At 39.9% G+C, this 22678-nt stretch carries 20 protein-coding genes; 8 read left to right on the forward strand and 12 right to left on the reverse strand.

Translation table 11 applies throughout. The features are described 5' to 3' along the window. Positions 1 to 243 precede the first annotated feature (243 nt). The 4 genes from B7E05_RS15295 to B7E05_RS15310 all read right to left on the reverse strand — a co-directional run bounded on the left by B7E05_RS15295 (position 244) and on the right by B7E05_RS15310 (position 7117). The gene (locus tag B7E05_RS15295) at positions 244 to 1410 is read right to left on the reverse strand and encodes a hydroxymethylglutaryl-CoA synthase (protein ID WP_080875018.1); all 1167 of its coding nucleotides are present in this window, start codon (positions 1408 to 1410) and stop codon (positions 244 to 246) included. A 170-nt stretch (positions 1411 to 1580) separates the two neighbouring features. Continuing rightward, positions 1581 to 4667, reverse strand: a complete 3087-nt coding sequence (locus B7E05_RS15300; protein WP_080875019.1) for an AAA family ATPase — start codon at positions 4665 to 4667, stop codon at positions 1581 to 1583. 38 nt (positions 4668 to 4705) lie between these two features. Then, a complete protein-coding gene (locus tag B7E05_RS15305; RefSeq protein WP_080875020.1) occupies positions 4706 to 5854 on the reverse strand; it encodes an exonuclease SbcCD subunit D in 1149 nt (382 codons plus the stop codon). Between the two features lie 48 nt (positions 5855 to 5902). Continuing rightward, a complete protein-coding gene (locus tag B7E05_RS15310; RefSeq protein WP_080875021.1) occupies positions 5903 to 7117 on the reverse strand; it encodes an EAL domain-containing protein in 1215 nt (404 codons plus the stop codon). A 467-nt stretch (positions 7118 to 7584) separates the two neighbouring features. Between B7E05_RS15310 and qoxA the strand changes: the two genes are divergently transcribed. The 4 genes from qoxA to qoxD all read left to right on the forward strand — a co-directional run bounded on the left by qoxA (position 7585) and on the right by qoxD (position 11435). Continuing rightward, the gene (gene qoxA / locus B7E05_RS15315; RefSeq protein ID WP_080875022.1) at positions 7585 to 8469 is read left to right on the forward strand and encodes a cytochrome aa3 quinol oxidase subunit II; all 885 of its coding nucleotides are present in this window, start codon (positions 7585 to 7587) and stop codon (positions 8467 to 8469) included. Between the two features lie 125 nt (positions 8470 to 8594). Then, positions 8595 to 10544, forward strand: a complete 1950-nt coding sequence (qoxB, locus tag B7E05_RS15320) for a cytochrome aa3 quinol oxidase subunit I (protein WP_080875023.1) — start codon at positions 8595 to 8597, stop codon at positions 10542 to 10544. After that, positions 10544 to 11146, forward strand: coding sequence for a cytochrome aa3 quinol oxidase subunit III (qoxC, locus tag B7E05_RS15325; RefSeq protein WP_080875024.1), 603 nt, complete (start codon positions 10544 to 10546; stop codon positions 11144 to 11146). The genes qoxB and qoxC overlap by 1 nt, the downstream gene beginning before the upstream one ends. 1 nt (position 11147) lies before the next feature. Then, positions 11148 to 11435: a cytochrome aa3 quinol oxidase subunit IV gene (qoxD, locus tag B7E05_RS15330; RefSeq protein WP_080875025.1), complete on the forward strand. Its 288-nt coding sequence runs from the start codon at positions 11148 to 11150 to the stop codon at positions 11433 to 11435. 79 nt (positions 11436 to 11514) lie between these two features. Here qoxD and B7E05_RS15335 read toward each other — a convergent pair whose 3' ends face one another. Continuing rightward, positions 11515 to 11739, reverse strand: coding sequence for a hypothetical protein (locus B7E05_RS15335; protein ID WP_080875026.1), 225 nt, complete (start codon positions 11737 to 11739; stop codon positions 11515 to 11517). Positions 11740 to 11939: 200 nt separating this feature from the next. Here B7E05_RS15335 and B7E05_RS15340 point away from each other — a divergent pair, with 200 nt between their 5' ends. Then, positions 11940 to 12722 carry a processed acidic surface protein gene (locus tag B7E05_RS15340; RefSeq protein WP_080875027.1) on the forward strand — a complete coding sequence of 261 codons (783 nt, stop codon included), beginning with the start codon at positions 11940 to 11942 and terminating at the stop codon, positions 12720 to 12722. Between the two features lie 110 nt (positions 12723 to 12832). On the opposite strand, the gene B7E05_RS15345 is transcribed toward B7E05_RS15340, so the two are convergent. Next, positions 12833 to 13069, reverse strand: a complete 237-nt coding sequence (locus tag B7E05_RS15345; protein ID WP_179134551.1) for a hypothetical protein — start codon at positions 13067 to 13069, stop codon at positions 12833 to 12835. A 783-nt stretch (positions 13070 to 13852) separates the two neighbouring features. Here B7E05_RS15345 and B7E05_RS15350 point away from each other — a divergent pair. Continuing rightward, complete coding sequence (locus B7E05_RS15350) at positions 13853 to 14668, forward strand: ZIP family metal transporter (protein WP_080875029.1); 816 nt, start codon at positions 13853 to 13855, stop codon at positions 14666 to 14668. An 81-nt stretch (positions 14669 to 14749) separates the two neighbouring features. Here the strand turns inward: B7E05_RS15350 and prpB are convergent, their stop codons facing one another. The 3 genes from prpB to mmgD are packed head-to-tail and all read right to left on the reverse strand — an operon-like array spanning position 14750 to position 18235. Beyond that, the gene (gene prpB, locus B7E05_RS15355) at positions 14750 to 15661 is read right to left on the reverse strand and encodes a methylisocitrate lyase (RefSeq protein WP_080875030.1); all 912 of its coding nucleotides are present in this window, start codon (positions 15659 to 15661) and stop codon (positions 14750 to 14752) included. Positions 15662 to 15676: 15 nt separating this feature from the next. Continuing rightward, complete coding sequence (locus tag B7E05_RS15360; RefSeq protein WP_080875031.1) at positions 15677 to 17110, reverse strand: bifunctional 2-methylcitrate dehydratase/aconitate hydratase; 1434 nt, start codon at positions 17108 to 17110, stop codon at positions 15677 to 15679. Positions 17111 to 17125: 15 nt separating this feature from the next. Continuing rightward, positions 17126 to 18235 carry a citrate synthase gene (mmgD, locus tag B7E05_RS15365; RefSeq protein ID WP_080875032.1) on the reverse strand — a complete coding sequence of 370 codons (1110 nt, stop codon included), beginning with the start codon at positions 18233 to 18235 and terminating at the stop codon, positions 17126 to 17128. Positions 18236 to 18441: 206 nt separating this feature from the next. Between mmgD and B7E05_RS15370 the strand changes: the two genes are divergently transcribed. Beyond that, on the forward strand, positions 18442 to 19311 hold the full coding sequence (locus B7E05_RS15370; RefSeq protein ID WP_080875033.1) for a LysR family transcriptional regulator: 870 nt from the start codon (positions 18442 to 18444) through the stop codon (positions 19309 to 19311). 4 nt (positions 19312 to 19315) lie between these two features. Here the strand turns inward: B7E05_RS15370 and B7E05_RS15375 are convergent, their stop codons facing one another. After that, on the reverse strand, positions 19316 to 20233 hold the full coding sequence (locus B7E05_RS15375) for an AEC family transporter (RefSeq protein ID WP_179134552.1): 918 nt from the start codon (positions 20231 to 20233) through the stop codon (positions 19316 to 19318). A gap of 179 nt (positions 20234 to 20412) precedes the next feature. Here B7E05_RS15375 and B7E05_RS15380 point away from each other — a divergent pair, with 179 nt between their 5' ends. Then, positions 20413 to 20832, forward strand: a complete 420-nt coding sequence (locus B7E05_RS15380) for a thiol-disulfide oxidoreductase DCC family protein (RefSeq protein WP_080875035.1) — start codon at positions 20413 to 20415, stop codon at positions 20830 to 20832. A 163-nt stretch (positions 20833 to 20995) separates the two neighbouring features. Here the strand turns inward: B7E05_RS15380 and B7E05_RS15385 are convergent, their stop codons facing one another. Next, a complete protein-coding gene (locus B7E05_RS15385) occupies positions 20996 to 21286 on the reverse strand; it encodes a DUF378 domain-containing protein (protein ID WP_080875036.1) in 291 nt (96 codons plus the stop codon). 145 nt (positions 21287 to 21431) lie between these two features. Beyond that, a complete protein-coding gene (locus B7E05_RS15390; RefSeq protein ID WP_080875037.1) occupies positions 21432 to 22628 on the reverse strand; it encodes an ornithine--oxo-acid transaminase in 1197 nt (398 codons plus the stop codon). Positions 22629 to 22678 lie beyond the last annotated feature (50 nt).

Below are 22678 nucleotides of genomic sequence, written 5' to 3' on the forward strand. Positions count from 1 at the left end.
TGACTATACCCCGATTATACATCTTAAAATCATTTATATCACGAAAATAACGGCTCTTCATCAAAATCTACAGGTGACAAATGGCTATATTTTGGATAGTAGCAACTGCTACGGAAAAAACACTGCGCCAGCCAGTGTCATTAACGTATTTATGACATAATATCAACCATAGATTCCGGTGTCGAATCAAAATAACATGTAAAAAACTCCTGGACGGTACACATTGTCCAGGAGTTTTTCAAATTATTTCACCGTATAGCTGCGGATATGGTCTTTTACACCCGCTAAACAAATTTTTGCCGGGTCTTCGTTTGTATTCAGCTGTTTTTCACTGCCATCTGTCGGCAATGTTTCCTCAAATACTTCTTCGTATGTTGCTACAGAGATACGTTCTCTGTTTTCAAACATAGACTGGTGCTCTGCGGTTAGCAGGTGTGCTTTGAAGCCGGTCTGAAGTTTTCCGGATAAGAATTCACCGACAGCTCCAGATCCATAACTATACAAGCCGATTGTATCGCCCTCTTTTAAATCATCCTGATTTTCTAATAAGGAAATCAGACTGAGGTAAAGCGAACCTGTATAGATATTTCCAACATGACGGTTGTATTTTGTACTGATTTGATAATTATTTTTTAACCGTTCCTGTTCTTCTTCAGGGGCATCTTCAATCACGGTACGTAATGCTTTCCAGCCCATTTTCGTGTATGGGAGATGGAAAGCAATCGCAGCAAAATCTGCTAAATTTCTTCCTGTCTGCTCCTGATAGTCTTTCCATACTTTTTGGAAGAAAGCAATATATTGTTCATTGGAGTACTTGCCATCTACAAAAGCCGTTGAAGAATAGACCGGCCTCCAGAAGTCCATGATATCGTCTGTATAATACGTGCTTTCCTTTTCCAATTCAAGTAATCTTGGAGAGGCACTGACTAAAATAGCAACCGCACCAGCACCTTGTGTTGATTCACCGGGCGTATTTAAACCATAGCGTGCAATATCAGATGCCAATATAAGTACTTTTTTATCCGGATGAAGCGCGATATGTCCTTTGGCCATTTGTATGCCTGCAGTCGCGCCATAGCAAGCCTGTTTTATTTCTACAGAACGTGCTTTAGGATTCAGTCCTAATAATTGATGGACATATACAGCAGCCGATTTGGAATGATCCACACCAGATTCTGTTCCAAACAGTACTAAATCAATCGCATTTTTATCTTCTTCGTCTAAGATTTGTTCTGCTGCATTGGCTGCCAATGAAACAGGATCCTGCGTAATCGGCGGAACAGCCATTTCGTCCTGCCCCAGACCAATCGTGAATTTGCCCGGGTCAATTCCACGTTCTTTCGCTAAATCGTTCATATCTACATATAGATGCGGTGCATAAAATCCCAGCTTATCAATACCAATCTTCACAATGATTCCTACCCTTCTCCTGACTATAATAAAGACTTCTAAGCGTCTTGATTACACATTAAAATATCTGTCGAAAAATACAATAATTAAATGATAATACACGGGCTATTTAAATAGCAAACAATATAACGAATTTTTAGGGAATGCACCATTAGTGAAAAGCTTCTTTCTTATTTCACGACAATTTCTGTTTTACTATAACCTTCTTTTGTTTTATGCACCTCAATAGCTGCCGGAAAGACGTCTTTGAGTTCTTGAACATGGGAAATAACACCAATCATTCGTCCGGATTGCTGTAGTTGTATCAACGCATCAATAGCTTTACGGAGGGATTCTTCATCCAATGAGCCGAATCCTTCATCAATAAACATGGTTTGAATCACAATATTTCCTTGAAAGCTTTGGATAACATCACTCATTCCCAGAGCAAGGCAAAGGGAGGCATGGAATTTCTCTCCTCCAGATAAGGTTTTTACATCCCGTGTCTGGCCTGTATATTGGTCATATACGTCCAATCCTAAACCGCTCTGTTTTCCGCGTGCTTCCTGACGGTCACTTCTTATCAAGTAGAATTGGCCATTCGAAAGATCATGTAAACGTAAATTGGCAGCCTCAATAATCTGATCCAAATATTCCATTTGCAAATACCTTTCAAAAGATACCTTCTTCGGATTCTGACCCCGCAGTGTGTCATATAATTCTGTAACAAGCCCGCTTTTCTTTTCCAAATCCGCTGCCTGAAGATGGAACTCTTGCAGCTGATTGATATAGAATGTCATATCTTTTTTATCCTGCTGCAGCTGCTGTAATTTTTCAAGACTGGATGTTGTTTCTTGCTTCCATTTCGCTAAAACAGCTTCTATCTCGGATTCATCCTGCTTGGGTTGGCCTTCTAATTTTTTCTCCAGCTCTGAAATTTGCTTTTCCAATTGATAACCCTGTTTCTCATAATCCGCGATTTTTTGTTTCACTGATTGATAGGTTGCTTCATCCCATTTCGCTTCCTGATAAGCCTGTTCCGTAAAATCTGCCTGTTCCAATTTCTCTTGCAACGTTTTTTCCAGCGCTTCTGTTTTCTGCTTCATTTTCGTTTTATTTTCTTTGAGATGATAGACGTCCGCTGTCCATTTTGTAAAAGCTTCATGAACGTTTTTATAATTTTCCTGAACTTCTTTCCAGCGCTGTTCAAGCTGCTGTTTTTCCGCTTTTAACTTATTGATTTCCGTTTCCAATTCAGAAAGAACACGTAAAGTTTCAGGAATCTGTGTTAATTGCTGCTGATAGACCGCTTCTTTACTTTGATAATCCGATTGCAGCTGATTGACCTGATTACTTTTTTCAGTCCATTCCCTCTCCCTTTTCTTCTGATCCTGCCGCTCGCTAGCCAATTCTTTTTTGCATTCAGCTAAACGGACTTTGGAGCGGTTTAAACGGTCCTCTTCCGCTTTTTGCTGTTTCCCTTTTTCAACGATTTCCTGATAACGTTGTTCCGGGGCGGCATAATCTAACTGATGATGGTCGAGTTCTTCTTCCATTTCTTTTCTTTCAGCTTGAAGCGACTTTAAATTCGCATGCTGTTCCCGCCAGACCGACTCATTTTGCTCCATCTGCTTTTTCGCCTGTTCCAGCTCTTCTTTACTGACTTCTGCCTCTTGTGTTGCTGCTAGAGACGGGTGTTCCAAACTGCCGCAAACCGGGCATGCTTCCCCTTCATGTAAATGGGTCGCCAATACATGCGCCTGATTGGCAAACCAAGCCTGTTCCAACCGGGTATAATGTTCTTTTTTTTGCAGATAAACAGCTTCTTTCTCCTTTTGGTCCGTTTCTCCTTTTTGTATTTGCGCTAATTTATCTCGATATTTTTTCATCAGCATAGCTTGTTCACGCAGAACAGTTAATGCTTCTTTGACTGTATTCAGCTGTTCTGCCTCGTTGTCTAATTCCTGCTCTTCTTTTTCTAAGTGTTCGATTTTTTTATTTTGTTCTTCCCGGAAACTTTTTAATTTTTCAAGCTGTTCTTTTTCTTGTTTGACGTCTTCTCCCAGCTTTTTGATTGCTTGTTTCTTTACTTCCAGTTCTTTAACAACAGGTAAAAACCCTTCGAGCCGATTTACTTCTATGGAAATGTTGTCTCGTTTTTCTGTATTTTCCTGTTCCTTTTTCCAATCAGCTTCCGCCTGCAATTTTTGTTTTTCCATCGTATCTTGCTGCGCTTCCAGCTGTTGCAGCCGCTTGCTTGCTTCTTGAAACTCTTTACTTGCTTCGTTACGCTGCTGTTCATACGGAAAGATTAATTTTGCCTGTTCAGCTGAAAACAACCCTTTTTTGAGGGTATCCATTTCTTTTGCTTGTTCTTTCCAAGCTGTCAGGTTCTTTTGATACATCTCCAGTTCCGAAAAACGTTCATTTATCTGTTTCACTTGAAATAATCGATTTTGCGTACGTTCTTGTTGTTTGGACGCCTCTTTATATTGGGTATCCACTTTTGTGATGATGTCTTCATGCTGTTTCAATTCCGTTTGCAAAGCTTCCATTATTTGACTCGTGTTGACATGGTCCCGATCTGCCAGTTCACGTATGGGAGAATCTTCCGCGAGTTCCAGAGCAAAAACTTGTGTCCGCAGCTGTTCCATCCGGTTAAGAATACGCTGATTTTCTGTCTCTATGGCTGCTTTTCTTTGCCGGAGTAATTCATTGAGATATTTATAATGTTCCGTTTTGAACAAGCGTCTCAAAATTTCTTCCTTATTTTCTGTACCGGAAGTAAGCAGTTTTCGAAATTCACCTTGGGGAAGCATCACAATTTGTTTAAATTGATCCGGTGTCAGCCCAATAATATCTTCTACCTTCTGATCAATTTCACTGACCATTTGTCTGTCCACACAAGGGACTTCGCCGTCTGCACGCACTTCATAAAATTCACATTTATCTCCTGTTTTACTTTTATTCCCTTTTTTAATATGACCAAGCTGCCGGAAAATACGATACGTTTTATCCTGGATTTGAAAAATCAGTTCTGCTGAAGTATGTATTTCTTCATCTGCAAAGTCACTGCGCAGCATACGCTGATCTTCCCTGTCAGATCCGCTCGCTCTGCCATATAACGCAAAGGCAATTCCGTCAAATAAAGTCGTTTTTCCTGCTCCTGTTTTCCCGGAGATAACAAACAATGTATTTCCTTGAAGCTCGGAAAAATCAATCGTCTCTTTTTCTTTATAAGGTCCAAAAGCATTTAATGTTAAACGTAATGGCTGCATTCTCTTCTCACCTGCTTTTTTATCTGGATGCTTTTCGTTTACTGTTTGGCATCCTGGATTTCCTGAAATAGTTCTTTCATCAACGTATTCATTTCTTCAGACGCTTCTTTATCTGCCACTTCCTGATAAAAAGCATCAAATAATTCCATATCACTCAACCCTGTTTTAGAAGGCTGCTTTTCATCATGATGATTCCTTTCTACCGTTGTTCTTACTCTTTCCACATGCATGGCATTAGGAAAAATGGATCGTACTTTTTCCATTGGTGATAAAACCGGCAGTTCATCAAGTAATTGCACAAATACATAGTCTTCGCTCCGAGGCTGTTTATAGATTTCTTCCATTTCCATTTTGACAGAACGGATATCACGTTTCGGAATAAGCCTTTTTTTCTCAACTTGCATCTCGCCTTTTCCATCCATTTCCACAACGATAAACCCTTTTTGATGATGTTCTTCAGATAAAGAATACTTCAAAATAGAACCGGAATAGCGTATTTTTTCATCCAGTACATGATGAGCCTGATGAAGATGTCCCAGCGCTGTATAATGAAAGTCTTCAAATAAGTGGGCATCTACATGCTCCGCACCGCCAATAGATAATGGACGTTCCGAATCACTTGTATTTTCTTCTGTTCCGCCGGAAGGAGTCACAAAAGCATGGCCAACATAAACATGTCGTGCGTCTTTATCCATCTTCTCTTTTATCCGCCCAACTAAAAAAGCTATCGCCTCCTGATGCGTACGAATATCCTCTTCTTGAAACAATGTTTTTACTACACTTGGATCAGCATAGGGAATCAGATGAAAATGAACCTCTCCAAATGCATCTGCAAGGACAACAGGTTTTATATCTTCTGACAGCTGGCCAATAATATGGTACCCTTTTTCCTTCATCAGCCTGCTGCCAAAATGCAGTCTGCCCGGGCTGTCGTGGTTACCGGCGATTGCTAATACCGGAATACCTAACTCGTTGACAATTCGATCCAATGTTTTATCTAACAAATCAACTGCTTCTACCGGCGGAACAGCGCGATCATATAAATCTCCGGCAATAATAACAGCGTCCGGTTTTTCCTGCTCCACCGCTTCAACAAATTGATTCAGAATATAAGCCTGATCTTCTGTCATATAGAGGCCCTGAACCAGCTTACCTAAATGCCAATCTGCTGTATGAATAAATTTCATTAAAAAAACCACCTTATTCTGAAAGTTGCTGTAATATATGCGTACCTATTACAGCAACCCCTCTTTTTCTATTAAATAACTATAAGGAATATCAAAAAATATATAGCGTTCTTGGGACAATGGATAAGCATATGTTCTAATCAGCTCTGAACGAGCAATATCTGTGTACAAATCGGATATAATGCCTTTTTTCTCCATGTTCATCCGCATGATATTCTCAAAAAAGTATGGTCGCCAGCTCCAGTTCTTATGCATTCCTTCCTCCATCAATATCCAATTTCCTTCTTCATCTTTCTCCACGTTTGCAGATACCTGCAATCCAACACTATTACAGATATAAATGCGGAAGACAAAGTTTTCACATCCCTCTCCAAGTCTTAACAACCATGTATCATCATTCGTCCGTTTCGTACGGGAAAGCAACTCATCAATTTTCCCATAAACGGTATCCAATAATTCATACTGCGCTTTTGCTTTCTGTTGTTCATAAGTCACAAATTCTCTAAAATACTCGGTTAAATCATTTTTACAGAAATCTTCTTCTATAAAATCCTGTTGCGGGTTCGTCAGATAACTTCCCTGATAATATTCCCCGCCGCTTTGCCAGGCAAAATTCAATTGTTTATAAGAACGTATTCCTTTGAATAATAAGGATGCGCCAATTTTTCTGGATAACATGGATACACCAAAGTAAACGTCTTTGTATAAATGCGGCAGCAAATCATCTTTCAAAAAGGATGTATCTACCTTAATAAAAGAAGGATGCAGAACAGCCAGCTGATTTAAACTGCCACTGGGATTTGCCATTTCAATACTTATTTTAACACCAATTGTTTTTAAATATTTTATGATATGGTTCAATTGGCCTGTGTTTTCCGGTAAGCAGGTATCCTTGATTTCAAGAATAATGTTATTTAAGTCTAACCCTTGTTCCTGATAGCTGTGTAATAAATGAATGAATGCTTCCCCGTTATCACGAACGAATAATGCTGCATCATAATATAAAGTAAGATGTCCTGAAAAACCGTCTTGTAATTTCTTCTCAATCGCTTTCTGATGAATATATTGATTTACTTCCAACCGAAATTCATCCGGAATAGAAGGGTCATCGAAAAGCCAGTCTAAACGCTGCTCTTTGTTATTTTCATCTAAGAAATAAGCAATTACTTCATAGCCGCTCACAAGTTGTTTGTCTGCACGGATAATCGGTTTATAATAAGGAAGTAATTGTTCTAAATCTATCAAAATATCTAATGGATCCATGGTGACTCCCCCTTCCTTTCATTATAGCATATTCTCATTTGGACTTGATTGTATTTCATTTTCTTTACACAGCAACATATTTTTTAAATTTTTCCTAATACTACTATTTGAAATCATTGTCAAGCTTTTTTTGGCATGTTTCGACATTTTTCAAAAATATGTAGAAGTTTTCATGAACATTTTGTGAAGTGTTTTTCAATCTCTTGTAATTTGTCTACATGCGTATTAATATTATTCCTGCCATAAAGCAATACTAAATTAATTGTGTGTTCATTCAAAATTTGGACAACCTCTTAATAAACGGGGATGTTCAAAAAGTTGTTACATGTTTTTAACAGGATGAACAATCGCAATAAAGGCGATTTTGACAAAAAAGTCATTATCTCGCCGTTTATCGTTTATTACCTTTTTGAACACCCTCTAAAAGATATCAAACGAAATACAACATCAAAGGAAGGGGTATCAACATGAAATTAAAGTGGACCTATTTAGCATTTTTAACAGCTATTACCGCTTTTCTTGCAGGCTGTGAACCGTTACTCGTACTTGATCCAAAGGGTCCTCAAGCAGATACAACTGCAACAGTGATTTGGATATCAATCATTACAATGTCTTTCATTGTGATTGTTGTTTTAGTAATGCTTGCAGTTATTTTATTTAAATACAGAGCATCAAAACAAGATCCTGACTATGAGCCGCCCCATATTGAAGGAAATAAATATGTGGAAGGAATCATTGTTACGGTTCCAATTCTTATTGTTGCTTTCTTATCCATTGTTTCCGCCATGTCCATCTATTCGGTGGAAAGCGCACCAGAAGGATATGAAGAAGATGAACCTCTTGTTATTTATGCGTCGTCTTCCAATTGGAAGTGGCATTTCAGTTATCCGGAACAGGATATTGAAACAGTAAACTATGCTTACATTCCTACGGATCAAAATGTTGAGTTTCGCTTATATTCACACGGTACTATTTCAAGCTTTTGGGTGCCGCAGCTGGCAGGACAGAAATACGCTATGGCTGATATGACAAACTACTTAAACGTTGTGGCAGAAGAGCCGGGAGAATATATTGGAAGAAACTCCAACTTTAATGGAGAAGGTTTTGCAGAAAATGAATTTTTAGTAACAGCCATGTCTCCAAGTGATTTTGATTCATGGGTAGAAGATGTTCATAATACTGCTGACCCGTTAACGGAAGAAACATTTGAAGAATTATTAGAGCCTGGACATTTAGGTCAACAGACGTTTACTGGTACACACCAAGAATTCAAACCTGCACCTGAAGGAGAAAACAGTCCTCACGATCATGGTGATGGTGGTCACGGCGGCCACGGAGGTCATGACCACTAAGGACGTCACTAGCACGAAGAATGACTCCGATAATGAAAAAAGCAAATTTGCTAAGGAATTAGCGGATACAGCTTTTTCTTTAGGTGTTTCAAATATCTATGCTCTAGAAAGGAGTTACGAATACAATGGATTTTTTAGATAGATTTTCTATTCCACCCAGCGATGACCCGATGATTTATGCATCCATGGTTGCCATTGCACTCGTCAGTATTGCAATTGTAGCAGGAGTTACCTATTTCAAAAAATGGGGTTATCTATGGAATGAGTGGTTAACAACTGTCGACCACAAACGCATCGGGATGATGTATATTATTTCAGCGTTACTGATGCTTTTCAGAGGTGGCGCGGACGCCGTTATGATGCGTCTACAAACGGCTGTTCCAGATAATTCATTCTTAGATGCACAGCATTATAACGAAATCTTTACCACCCATGGTGTTGTTATGATTTTCTTCATGGCAATGGCCTTTATTATTGGTATGATGAACTTTGTTGTTCCGTTGCAAATCGGAGCTAGAGATGTTGCCTTTCCGCGCTTAAACGCACTCAGCTTCTGGTTATATTTTGCCGGAGCAATGCTGTTTAACCTGTCCTTCGTCGTCGGAGGTTCTCCGGATGCCGGATGGACAAACTATTACCCATTAGCAGGTACAGAATTTAGTGAACATGTTGGGGTAAACTACTACAACTGGGCACTGCAAATTTCCGGTATCGGAACGCTAATGACAGGTATTAACTTTATTGCTACGATTATGAAAATGCGTGCACCGGGTATGACACTAATGAAAATGCCAATGTTTACTTGGTCTGCATTAATCACAAACCTGATTATTGTATTTGCTTTCCCGGTACTAACCATTGCTTTATTAATGGGAACGCTGGACCGTCAATTCTTTACGAACTTCTTCACAACCGGAGATGGCGGTATGGATATGATGTGGGCGAACCTGTTCTGGGTTTGGGGACACCCTGAAGTGTATATTTTAATACTCCCTGCATTCGGGATTTACTCACAAATTATCTCTACGTTCTCACAGCGTAATTTATATGGGTATAAATCGATGGTGGCATCGATGGTTATTATTTCCTTGCTGTCCTTCGTTGTATGGGTTCACCACTTCTTTACAATGGGACAAGGCGCAATGGCAAACAGTATCTTCTCGATTACGACGATGGCAATTGCTGTGCCGACGGGGATTAAGATATTCAACTGGCTGTTGACGATGTGGCGAGGTAAGATCAGATTCACCACCCCAATGATGTATTCTGTGGCATTTATTCCACTGTTTACCATTGGCGGGGTTACTGGTGTTATGCTCGCAATGGCAAGCGCCGATTATCAATATCACAATACCATGTTCCTAGTAGCGCACTTCCACAACGTGATTATTCCTGGTGTGGTATTTGCAATGATTGCCGGATTCATTTACTACTTCCCGAAAATGTTCGGTTTCATGTTAAATGAACGAATCGGTAAATGGGCATTCTGGAATATCGTTATTGGTTTCTGTCTTGCCTTCTTCCCGATGTATATTACCGGGTTAAACGGACAAGCACGGAGAATGTATACGTACTCTGAATCAGCAGGTTTCGGACCATTAAGCATGTTATCCTTCTTCGGAGCATTACTAATGGCAATTGGATTCATCATACTCGTATATAACGTGTATTACAGTTTCCGTCATGCGCCAAGAAATGTTGGCGATGATCCTTGGAACGCTCGTTCACTTGAATGGGCTACGCATAACCCTGTTCCAGAATACAACTTTGCGATTACACCAAATGTTAACTCAAGCGAAGCATTCTGGGATTATAAGAAAAACGGACATGACCTGTTTAAAGGCGGTATTAAGGACATTCACATGCCGAATAACAGCGGCTGGTCCATTATTCTGGCCGGTATCTTCTTTGTCTTTGGCTTTTTCTTTGTATTCCATGTATGGGTCGGGGTCATTATCTCCTTCTTAGGAATCATTGCCTGTCTGATTTTCCGTTCATTCGAAAAAGATGACGGACATCACATTCATAAAGAAGAAATCGAGGAAACTGAAAATAAATTTGGAGGTGCTAAATAATGAAACAAGATTCTCAAAATCTGCCTCTTGAATATAGCACCGAAACGAATAAAATGAATATCCTGGGATTCTGGATTTTCCTAAGTGCGGAAATCATGCTGTTTGCGACACTGTTTACCACTTACTTTGTTTATGTAGACCGTGGCGTTGGCAGCGGTCCTGCCGGGTCAGAGATTTTCGAATTGCCACCGGTATTGATCGAGACATTTGTTCTCTTAACAAGTAGTTTTACGATTGGATTAGCCGTCCATGCGATGCGTATTAAACGTGTAAAAGCAATGATCGTGTTCATGGTAATTACGCTTCTATTAGGTGCAGGATTCCTAAGCGTAGAAATATATGAATTTATTCATTATTACCATGTTGGCGCAACATTACAGACCAGCGGCTTTACCGCAACACTATTAACAACGCTTGGAACACACGGAGCGCACGTAACTTTCGGACTGTTCTGGGGGCTTATGATTATTATTCAAATCCTGCGTGGCGGTTTAAATGCGCAGACAGCGAATAAATCATTTATATTCTCTCTTTACTGGCACTTCCTAGACGTTGTATGGATCTTCATTTTCAGCTTTATTTACTTGAAGGGAATGATGTAACATGAAAGAACTTTTTCCACTAAAGCAGATTAATGGATATATCTTTTCACTGCTCCTGACTGTTATTGCATTGAGTGTCTATTTCTTTGACATGTCTTTTGCAATGGGATTAACCATTCTTATTGTTACAGCATTTATTCAAGCAGGGGTGCAGCTCGTAGTATTTATGCATGCCGGAGAAAGTGAAGATAAAGCCGGTATTTATCTCCATACAATTTATGGCGTCGTGATTGCCATTTTAACTATTCTTGGTTCGATGCTTGCAATGATATGGGGATATATGATTTAAAAGATAAAAAAAGCTCAAGCAGCCATTTTGCTGCTTGAGCTTTTTTTATTTTATTATTTACCTGCCTGCCTTGAATCGGCTATGACTGCTTTTGTTTCTTACTACCAGTATTATCCTCTACTGCAACCAGGAACAGTCCCATAATAAAAATCAATGTTGCTCCCCTTGCTAAGCCGATACCCACTGCTGTCACAATAGGTACAGCGCTTACAAAATAACCGTATATAAACATCAATGCGCCAATCGTAATTAATGTCCCACATAATAGAGACAAGCCTTTTAATAATTTTTGATTTGTTTTCATTTATCTCATCTCCTTTTAATTATAGTATGCATCTTGTTCAATAATTTGTCAATAAATTTGTGTCAATTTGTTGAACATGAGATTTCAGCCTTGACTTGTCATTTACCGTTTATTTTCCCGTCTATTTTATATTCATGGAATTTTATAAGAAAAACCTATATACTAAATGCATACTATAATTGGAGAATGGGGGATGAGGGATGAAAAAGAAATTATTATCTATTTGTTTTGCACTGATACTTACGGTCGGCTTTTTACCTTCTCATGCTTTTGCTCTTGAAGCAGATGACCCGGAAGTAGAAGCATTTTTAGAATCGATTGATTGGGAAGTAGACGATTATGAAGATCACTTGGAAGAATACGATTACAGCTTAGCTGATTTTGATGACGTCACAGAACTTGGGACACCAACGACCGAAGAAGCGTTAGATGAACTCCTTGATGAACATGATTTAACATATGACGAATTAGATGAACAATTTCGTGAAGAAGAACTGCTTTTAGAAGATGAAGAAATTATGGATAGTATGGTATTTATGTTCATTGAAAATGTCGAGATTTTCATCGATCTTATTTCAACAGATGATTCAGGCGGTCCTGAAGCAGGATCAGAGGATGCTTTCGGTTCCATGGAGGAAGAAATTACAGATGAAAATTTAGAAGCACTTGCTCAAGACTATGGTTTTGAGTCCATCGAAGAATTAGAGGAAGTTTTCGCTGCTTATGAAGATAGTATTAATAATTATACAACCCTGTTTGAAGTAGAAAATGCAGCGGAATATTATGTATCGACGGATGAAAGTTCCGATTCAGAGATTGATCTCGAGGAGGAAGCAGATTCCGGACAGGAAGAGGATATCTGGAATACGAATACCGATATCACTGCAGACATGTTTGATACGTCTTTTTTAACAGATGATCCGGTTATTGATATTTATACGATGATTTCGATTGTCATAACAGAAGCATTAATGGATTTATAAAGTATTTTTAAGAAATATGGAGGAGGAAAACAGATTGTTTATCTACGTTTTCCTCCTCCATGTTTCTTTTGGTTCAATGACATTGCTGATTCGATTCATCTGTTTATTAACTAGAAAGGATGCACCGTTTTTTTCCCCAATAATTCTCTTATCTCCAGCAAATCATATTCTTCTTCTATTTTTTCTTTTATAAATGTCAAAACTTCAACTGCTTCAATTTCAAAATAGGTTATTTGATCCATTGTTTTTGTTGGTATATACCCATTAAAGATGTCTAGCCATTCCCAAATTTTATATATAGGTGCTTGGATCACTTTACTCATTCCTAAAAGACTAATGACGTACATTTTAACTCACCAACCTTATCGTTCTTTCATTTTCTAAACCCTATTATACCTTCTAAATGCATGTAAGGTGTGGAATAATTAAGTAAAACGAATAACAAAGAGAAAACACCTATTACATGCAGCTTTTCACCTAAAATTCATAACGGATTCTATATATCCCCTTACTCAACTATCGCACCTAAGAAGAAGCATATAACCCTTGCCTTGTTGTTCCAGGATGAACAGGATAGCTGAACATTTTTACGATGTACCACGAAAAATGTTTTCTGTCTGATCGACCTTTTATTTGTTCAGCTATTTCAACCGCATAGAACGTTCTTCTAGCGGAGGCGGACCGTTTTGACTCCTGTGAGGAAAGCGGAAAGCGTCGTTTAAAAACGTAATAACTGGACCGAAGCAACTGAGATAAAGGAATCACCGTGAGTTTACGAACGGATGATGACTTTCACCCGCGGGGCATAAGCGCGACTTTAGCTCTGTCTGCGCCTGTCGGCTTGCCAATCGCTAAGTCTTCTGTATCGTAGGGCGCTTTCGGGAAGTTGTCTAGTTTTTGACGCTTGTAGCTGGACAAAGGATCAGCGGTCGCCTTACACCTTACCTTCTATTCTTTACCCACATCTGTACAGAAGAAACAATCAACCACCTGTTTCGATGGAAAGGAAGTTACTGAAAATTGAGTTCCTTACAAATGTATATTGTTGAAATTTTTCACCTTTTAATGATAAAGTAATGAAGTTAGCATACGATAGATAATAATAGATTGAAAGAGAAGGTATATACATTATGTTAGAGTTTTTTCAGAACCTAAGTCCTGTCATGCAGGCATTGATAGCAACACTTTTCACATGGGGAATGACTGCATTAGGAGCTGCGATTGTATTTGCTACGAAAACGGTACATCAAAAGCTGTTAGACAGCATGTTGGGTTTTGCAGGCGGTGTAATGATAGCTGCCAGCTACTGGTCGTTGCTCGGACCATCCATTGAAGCATCTACAGATAACGCAATTGGTCCCTGGTTTCCAGCGTTGATTGGTTTCTTAGCAGGAGGCGGATTTTTATGGGCTATTGATAAAATTCTCCCCCACCTTCATCCGAATACAGAAAAGAAACATGCAGAAGGCCTCGCACCAACGAAAAGAAAACGCAGTACCTTACTGGTGCTTGCGATCACCATTCATAATATTCCAGAAGGACTGGCTGTCGGTATCGCCTTTGGCGCATTGGCGAATCACAGTACAGAAGCTGCTTTAGCCGGTGCCATCACGCTTGCTCTCGGGATTGGGATTCAAAACTTCCCAGAAGGTGTTGCTGTTGCGATGCCATTACGCGGAGAAGGAATGTCCCGCGCAAGAAGCTTTATGTATGGCCAGTTTTCAGGATTAGTAGAACCTATTGCTGCTGTTATCGGCGCATTAGCAGTCGCTCATATCGAACCACTGCTCCCCTATGCACTAAGCTTTGCAGCAGGTGCTATGATCTTTGTGGTTGCAGAAGAAGTCATACCAAGCTCCCAGGAAAATAACAATAGAGATTTAGCAACCATCAGCTTGATGATTGGTTTTGCCCTTATGATGGTGCTTGATGTTGCTTTGGGATAATTCCCGTAAACAAAATGGTATGGATAAAAAAGGATGCCGATGGTTTAAAATTTATAACCATCGGCATTCTTTGTATCTTCCCTATTTAAAATAATCTTCTATTACTGTTTTCGCTATTCCCTGATCCAATTCCTCAAATTCTTCATATTGAATGGTTTCATAGAGTTCTTTTCGTGTTTGCATATCTGCTAGAGCATTTTTTTGTGTACCTTCATCCCGAATCAGACCAAAAACACGCTCATAAGCTTTTGCAGCGGCACGTAAAGAAGTCACCGGATAAATAACCATTCTATATCCTAAGTCTTCAAATTCCTTTGCTGTATAATAAGGCGTCTTTCCGAACTCTGTCATATTCGCTAATAACGGGACATCAATTGCTTTTGCCACGGTCTGGAATTCTTCATTGTTTTGCAATGCTTCCGGGAAAATGGCATCTGCTCCGGCTTCCACATAACCTTTGGCGCGTTCGACAGCGCTGTCCAAACTTTCCACTGCCCTGGCATCGGTCCTCGCTACCACATAAAGTGTCGGTGCTGCCTTTTTGATAGCAGCGATTTTCTGCATCATTTCTTCCTTGCTGACAACATTTTTCCCATTTAAATGTCCGCATTTTTTAGGAAGCTGCTGGTCTTCCAGCTGAACGGCAGCCACATTGGCTTCCATCATCTCTCTCGCTGTCCGGGCAACATTTAAAACACCGCCAAAGCCTGTATCAATATCTACAAGTAATGGTAAATTGGTTGCTCTGGTAATTTCCTTCGCCCGGTCTGCCACTTCATCAGAGTTAATAATTCCTAAATCAGGTAACCCCCTGCTCGCGGTAAAAGCAGCTCCTGATAGATATAACGACTGAAACCCAGCCTGTTTTGCTACTAATCCGGCCATCGCATCATGTGCCCCGGGAATTTGCAAAATCCCCTCTTCTGCTGCCATTTCCCGGAATTTCTCAGCTAGTTCATGCTGCGGTACCGGCGTGTCTACAATCCAAGCCATTTTTCTTTCACTCCTCTAACCTAAAAATAATTCGATAAAATCCGTAATCGGCATTTCCTTTATCTTATCATAATCCACACTTTGTTTCTTGATATGAGCAGATTGTTTTACTGTAAATTGCGTTGCCAAATTGGCTTCATACTTTTTTATTATTTGCGGAAATGCTTCCTCTCTGCGGAACCGGTGTCCTAAAGGATATTCGCAGTCTACCCAATCGGTTGCTGTGCCATCATTAAAATGGACCTGCACAGCATTCGCAATAGAACGTTTTTCAGGATCTAAATAATCCTCCGTGTAACGCTTGTTTTCCGTTACAATCATTTTATCACGGAGTTGATCAATTCGCGGGTCTGTTGCCACATCATCTTCATAATCCTCCGCAACAATATTTCCTTTTAATAGGCCAATCGCTGTAATATACTGCAGGCAATGATCTCTATCTGCCGGGTTATACAACGGCCCTTTTTTATCAATAATACGAATAGCCGATTCGTGTGTAGATATTGTCACTTCTTTTATTTCATCGATACGGTCAACCACCTCTGGATGTAATTGAACAGCTGCTTCTGCTGCCGTCTGCGCATGAAATTCTGCCGGATAAGAAACTTTGAATAAGACATTTTCCATCACATAGCTATCAAGCGGCCGGCTTAATTCTAATTTTTTCCCATTGAATAGAACATCCTGGAATCCCCATCCTTCTGCACTTAAAGCAGTAGCATAGCCCATCTCTCCCTTGATGGCCATGAGTGCCAGACGAACGGCCCGGCTTGTGGCATCTCCTGCTGCCCAGGACTTTCTGGACCCGGTATTCGGGAAATGACGGTACGTCCGCAAACTGGAATTATCAATCCAGGCATTAGACAGCGCATTGATAATCTCTTCTTTGCCGCCGCCCAGCATTTTAGTAACGACAGCCGTCGTTGCCACTTTTACATATAATACATGGTCCAGACCGACACGGTTCATGCTATTTTCTAAAGCAAGAATACCTTGAATTTCATGTGCTTTAATCGACATTTCTAACATTTCTTCCACGGTTAAAGGAGCTTCTCCTTTTTGCTGACGTAACTGACTTACATAATCAGCAACAGCTAAAATACCGCCCAGATTATCAGAAGGATGTCCCCATTCCGCCGCAAGCCATGTATCATTATAATCCAGCCAGCGTATCATCGTACCGATATTAAACGCCCCTTGTACCGGATCTAAGACATGGGATGTTCCCGGTACTCTCACTCCATTCGGAACAACTGTACCAGGCACAATAGGCCCTAATAGTTTCGTACACTCTGGATAATTTAACGCTAGAATACCGCAGCCAATCGTATCAATTAATACATGATGTGCTGTTTGGTAAGCTTCTTCATTCGTTATTTTTTTATTTAATACATAATCAGCAATATCTTCTAAAAGTTGGTCTGTTTGATTTGTTTTTACAGATTCCATTTATCCTCTTCCTCCCTATGAATAACTTTTCCCTGTATAAGCCACTCTTGGTCTAAAAATGCGATTATTATCATGCTGCTCCATAATATGTGCCGCAAGTCCTGCCGTTCTGGCACTAAAGAAAATGGGTGTATAAAGTGGTATTGGAATACCAAGCTTCCAATAAACGGGTGCAGCATAATAATCCAGATTCGGATATAGACCTTTTTCCTCGCGCATGATTTCTTCTCCTGCTTCACACATTTCCAAAAGCGTATAGTCCTTATCTCTTTCACATAGTTTCCGCAATGCTTCTTTCATAATCGTTGCCCGGGGGTCCATCTTCTTCATATATACCCGATGTCCAAATCCCATGATTTTTTCTTTATTTTGGAGCTTATGACGAATCAATGCTTCAAAGCCGTCCACGGTATCTACTTCACGAAGCATATGCATCACCGCTTCATTGGCTCCGCCGTGCAAGTTTCCTTTTAAGGAAGAAATAGCACCTGACAAAGCGCCATACATATCTGCATTGGTAGAAGCAATCACACGACCAGCAAAAGTTGAATTAGGCATCTCATGCTCAATATAGAGTAATAATAATTGATCAAATATAGCCACTTCCAATTCAGATGGCTTTTTCCCTGTAATCATATACAAAAAATTTGCACTATAACCGAGGTTTTCATCCGGACGGGCAATCGCTTTGCCTTCTGTCGCAAAATAGCTGTTCACCGTAATAAAAGGCAACTGTCCCAGCAGTTGGTAAGCACGCTGCTTATTCTTCTGCATGGAACGGTTTTCTATATCCTTGTCGTACCCGGCTAATAAAGAAATGACCGTACGCATCCCATCCATTGGATGCATTCCTTTTGGCAACAGTTGAAATAAAGGCAAAATATCGTCAGGCAAGCGATAAAAATGTTTAATATAATCCTCCAGGCTGCTTCTTTCTTCTTCGCTTGGAATCCGCTCTTCCAGTAATAAATGAACAACATCAAAGTACGTTCTATCTTTCGCTAATGCTATTAAATTCTCTCCACGGATAACGATTTTTTCTTTTTCAACATCCAAAAACGATATTTCTGTCTCAGCCGCAATCACACCATCCAAGCCAGGAACAAAATTTTTACTTGTATGCATGCTATCTCCCCCTTTAAAATGAAAGCGCAATCATTTAATCTCCGAAAATAAAAGTGATTTTCCTCCGTGATGTATTCCCCAAAATAAGATTGTGGTGGGATGTTTTCCTATATTCAGTATAACCTTGCATCGAAAATTAGAAAAATATATAATTTTAATAAATAACAATAGATTTTTTCTATATCTAACATACAGGAGGAAAAGCCTTGAATCTACAGGATTGGAAAATGCTTTCAACACTTTATGAAACCGAAAATATTACATTGGCTGCCCATCGCCTTTTTTTATCACAGCCTACCTTAACGGCAAGAATTCAAAAACTCGAAAATCATTATGGCGTTTCCATTATTTTAAGAAAACAGCGGGGAATTACATTTACTCCAGAAGGGGAAGAATTGGCCAAACATGCAAAAAGAATGCTACAGGAACAGCGTCATATGGAAGAAAAACTCAGCAATATGCGCGATGAAGTAAGAGGAACACTACGGGTAGGCGTTTCAAACTTCTTTGCTGCTAATAAAATGCCGAAGTTGTTGCAGCGTTTTAAGGAAAAATATCCAGATGTAGAATGTCAAGTTGTGACGGGATGGAGCAGCGACATGCATCGTCTGTTGTTAAATCATGACGTGCATATCAGTTTTATTAAAGGAAATTATGCCTGGAAAGAAAAGAAAGCGCTGTTATACGAAGAAGAAATCTGCGTTGCCTCCCCTTGGGATTTTACATGGGATCAACTTCCTCATCTTCCCAGAGTGGACTACTTCACAGATGAACATATGCGGATATTATTAGATGACTGGTGGCACCAAAATTATATCGAGCAGCCGAATATTACCATCCATGTCAATCAGGTAGAGACCTGCAAAGAGATGGTTATTCACGGGCTCGGTTACGCCATTGTTGCTAATCTGGTTGTCCGCCCCTACCCTGCGTTATTTATCAAGCCGATTACAGATTCAGATGGGAAACCTTTAAAAAGACAAACCTGGATGTATTATCAGGAAGATACCTTACAGATGAATGTCGTCCGCGCATTTGTTGATTTTGTGCAGACATTGGATGTCAAAGCGCTATAATACCCTAATGATACGCCACGAAACTGGCCAGCACCCATATCAAAATGAAACTGATAATAATGGTGATATTGACAATCGTCCCAACGATTTGCGTTTGATACTTGTATCGGATAGCATATACCACTGCTGTTGTGGAAGACGGCAGAATAAAACCAATTAACGCCGTATTAGCAAGCATCGGATAATCCGAAAACAGCCAAAAAAGCGTGAATCCGAGTATTAAGCCTGCTCCATATTTGACCATCAGATACTTTCCTATAAATGGAAGCCATGATGTTTCCAACGAAAAATTCAAATACAGACCAAGCAGCAGCAAGGCCATGGGCATATTTGCTACGGATATAATCTCTGCTGTATCCAATACGAATCCCGGCAAGTGCAGATCAAATATATTTAATGCGACAACGAACATATACGTTAAAAACGGAACGGAACGGAATAACGGCCCAATTGCTTCACGCAGATAAAATGTTGACGTTCCTTTGGCGAAATAACCGGCGAGAAAATAACATAATCCAAACACGATAACCGCATTACCGACATCGAACATGCCAAAATGCTGTATCCCTTCGCTTCCCCAGATTGCTTCCACCAGCGGGAAGGCGAATAAACCGACATTGACACCGGGAACCAGCATGATGGCCATTCCCTTCACGCCCGGTTCGGCATTTCGAAATGAAAAATAACCGATGACAGCGAAAGCAACCCCGAATAAAATAGCAATAAAAATCAGAGATACCAGTGATAAGGTCATTTCCATCTGATCAAAGGTGACAATCACCAAGGCCGGCAAAGTGATATTAAAGACAATTCTTGCGATCGTTTGTCCATCCGATTCCTTTAAAATCTTTATTCTTTTGAGACAATAACCAAGTAAAATAATACATATCGAAATAATAAACTGCTGTTGAAATCCTTCCAAAATGTTTCTACCCTTTCAGTACGTTCAAAATACACAATGATAATCATATCATACACGTACCGCAGATTATACAGAAAGGACTTGTGATTGCTTTTGAGGTTGAAGGTAAACGCATAACTTGTTCTCCAAAAAATGAGGTTGTATGATGGTGTTAAAGGATTCTTTTTGAGGTGATTACCATGAAGATGATTTTATTTGACGGTGAATGTAACGTATGCGATAGTTTCGTGCAGTTTATCCTGAATAAAGATCAAGAAAACCAATTTCTTTTTACTTCCCTGCAAAGCGAAGCCGGGGAATTTATCAGAGAGAAGTACCGTGTTCCGGATGATCTCGACAGTGTGCTGTTTATTGACGGCGAAAAAATTTGCATGAAGTCAGATGCAGCTTTAAACGTACTGCAAAAGCTGCCGCTACCTTGGAAATTACTGACTGCCGGCAAAATGCTGCCTTATTCTATCCGGGACGCAGTGTATGATTTTATAGCACGCAACAGGCATAAATGGTTTGGCAAAAAGCAAAGCTGTCGTCTCCCTACGCCTCAGGAACGCAAACAATTTGTGGAGACCAAAGCAGATTTAGAGCATATAACAGTTTAAATAAAGTGAAACGGCATTCCTTGGGGTTCTCCTTTCCCCATTGTGAAAAAACGGCATTTCTAAGGAGTCTTCCCCTCCTCCACAGAAATGCCGTTTGTATTTTCCAGGTACCAGCTGTTTTATTTAAACCCTGGCAGGCAGAAAATGACATCCTTGTTTGCTTTTACGATCTATCTTCAATTTCCTCTTCAATTCCATGTTCCTCACTAAATTCTGTCTGGAAGCCTGGTCGTAAATTATCCGTATCCTCCACAGGGTCTCCCATTCCGGAAAATAACGTAGTAAGATAATAAATCGCACTAATCCCAACAAGCCCATAAATAATTCGAGAAAGGACTGCGGTCTGCCCACCAAAAATAGCTGACACCAGATCAAATTGAAAAAAGCCAATTAATCCCCAGTTAATAGCGCCGATAATCAATAAAGTAACTGCAATCGCGTGTAGTGTTTTCATTGCTTCTCACCTCCTCACACCTTATCTTTTGCTCCATCCCTGCTTATCATACTGGCACTGTCTGGGAATTCATGAGGTATAGTGAAAAAGGAGTTTTTCAACATAGATAAAAGCTCCAATGAATACTCATTGGAGCTCCGAATTGTTAATTTTCTCGTATTACTTTTCTAATTTTATCCAATGCCCAGTCCAGTTCTGCTTTAGTAATAACTAATGGCGGCGCAAAACGGATGGTGGTTTCATGTGTTTCTTTGCAAAGGATACCATTTTCTTTCAATGCTTCACATATTGCCCGGACAGGTTTATGAAACGCCATACCGATAAACAATCCCCTGGACCGGACTTCCTTTAAATCAGGGTGTTTGATGGCAGCTAATTCGATTGCAAAGTACTCGCCTAATTCAAGGGATTTATCAGTAAGTTCTTCTTCTTCAATCACATCTAAAGCAGCCATGGAAACAGCACAAGCCAGTGGGTTTCCTCCAAATGTCGATCCATGGGAACCTGGTGTGAATACATCCATAATCTCTTTATTCGCTGCAATGGCAGAGATCGGCATGACGCCTCCGCCTAACGCTTTTCCCATGACGTATATATCAGGTTCCACATTTTCCCAATCACATGCAAACATCTTCCCGGTGCGACCCAATCCAGTCTGCACTTCATCAGCAATAAATAATATGTTTTCTTCATCACACAATTTCCGCACTTCCTGCAAATAACCATCCGGCGGAATCAGAATCCCCGCTTCCCCTTGGATAGGTTCGATGATAATTGCTGCTGTATTGGGTGTGATTGTTTCTTTTAATACCTGAATATCTCCATAATCGATTTTATAAATGCCAGGAACAAACGGACCATAATTGGTTGTTGCACCAGGATCATCCGATAATGAAATCGCATTCATTGTTCTGCCATGAAAATTCCCTTTGCAAGCAATAATCTCTGCTTGGTTATCATCAACATCTTTTTTCTCATAAGCCCATCTGCGGGCAGCTTTTATCGCGGTTTCGACTGCTTCTACTCCCGTATTAATCGGTAATACTTTATCTTTTTTTGTTAATTTGGCAAGGCGCTCTGTCCAAGGCCCTAATTGTTCATTATGAAAAGCTCTTGAAGTAAGTGTGACTTTATCTGCCTGATCTTTCAGCGCCTGAATGATTTTGGGATGCCTATGTCCCTGATTAACAGCGGAGTAAGCACTTAGCATATCCATGTATTTATTTCCTTCAGGATCTTTCACCCAAACGCCCTCTGCTTCTGAAACAACAACCGGTAATGGATAATAGTTATCTGCGCCATAAGCAGAGGTGAGTTCTATTATTTCTTTAGATGTCACCATTAAAAGCAGCCTCCCTTGTATGCAAAATGTAATCTTTCTTCTTAAACATA

Source organism: Oceanobacillus timonensis, assembly GCF_900166635.1.
Lineage (GTDB): Bacteria > Bacillota > Bacilli > Bacillales > Amphibacillaceae > Oceanobacillus > Oceanobacillus timonensis.

Coding starts and splice junctions, on each gene's coding strand:
- B7E05_RS15300 (WP_080875019.1), bottom strand. CDS start 4,667: ATGCAGCCATTACGTTTAACATTAAATGCTTTTGGACCTTATAAAGAA.
- B7E05_RS15305 (WP_080875020.1), bottom strand. CDS start 5,854: ATGAAATTTATTCATACAGCAGATTGGCATTTAGGTAAGCTGGTTCAG.
- B7E05_RS15310 (WP_080875021.1), bottom strand. CDS start 7,117: ATGGATCCATTAGATATTTTGATAGATTTAGAACAATTACTTCCTTAT.
- qoxA (WP_080875022.1), top strand. CDS start 7,585: ATGAAATTAAAGTGGACCTATTTAGCATTTTTAACAGCTATTACCGCT.
- qoxB (WP_080875023.1), top strand. CDS start 8,595: ATGGATTTTTTAGATAGATTTTCTATTCCACCCAGCGATGACCCGATG.
- qoxC (WP_080875024.1), top strand. CDS start 10,544: ATGAAACAAGATTCTCAAAATCTGCCTCTTGAATATAGCACCGAAACG.
- qoxD (WP_080875025.1), top strand. CDS start 11,148: ATGAAAGAACTTTTTCCACTAAAGCAGATTAATGGATATATCTTTTCA.
- B7E05_RS15335 (WP_080875026.1), bottom strand. CDS start 11,739: ATGAAAACAAATCAAAAATTATTAAAAGGCTTGTCTCTATTATGTGGG.
- B7E05_RS15340 (WP_080875027.1), top strand. CDS start 11,940: ATGAAAAAGAAATTATTATCTATTTGTTTTGCACTGATACTTACGGTC.
- B7E05_RS15345 (WP_179134551.1), bottom strand. CDS start 13,069: ATGTACGTCATTAGTCTTTTAGGAATGAGTAAAGTGATCCAAGCACCT.
- B7E05_RS15350 (WP_080875029.1), top strand. CDS start 13,853: ATGTTAGAGTTTTTTCAGAACCTAAGTCCTGTCATGCAGGCATTGATA.
- prpB (WP_080875030.1), bottom strand. CDS start 15,661: ATGGCTTGGATTGTAGACACGCCGGTACCGCAGCATGAACTAGCTGAG.
- B7E05_RS15360 (WP_080875031.1), bottom strand. CDS start 17,110: ATGGAATCTGTAAAAACAAATCAAACAGACCAACTTTTAGAAGATATT.
- mmgD (WP_080875032.1), bottom strand. CDS start 18,235: ATGCATACAAGTAAAAATTTTGTTCCTGGCTTGGATGGTGTGATTGCG.
- B7E05_RS15380 (WP_080875035.1), top strand. CDS start 20,413: ATGAAGATGATTTTATTTGACGGTGAATGTAACGTATGCGATAGTTTC.
- B7E05_RS15385 (WP_080875036.1), bottom strand. CDS start 21,286: ATGAAAACACTACACGCGATTGCAGTTACTTTATTGATTATCGGCGCT.
- B7E05_RS15390 (WP_080875037.1), bottom strand. CDS start 22,628: ATGGTGACATCTAAAGAAATAATAGAACTCACCTCTGCTTATGGCGCA.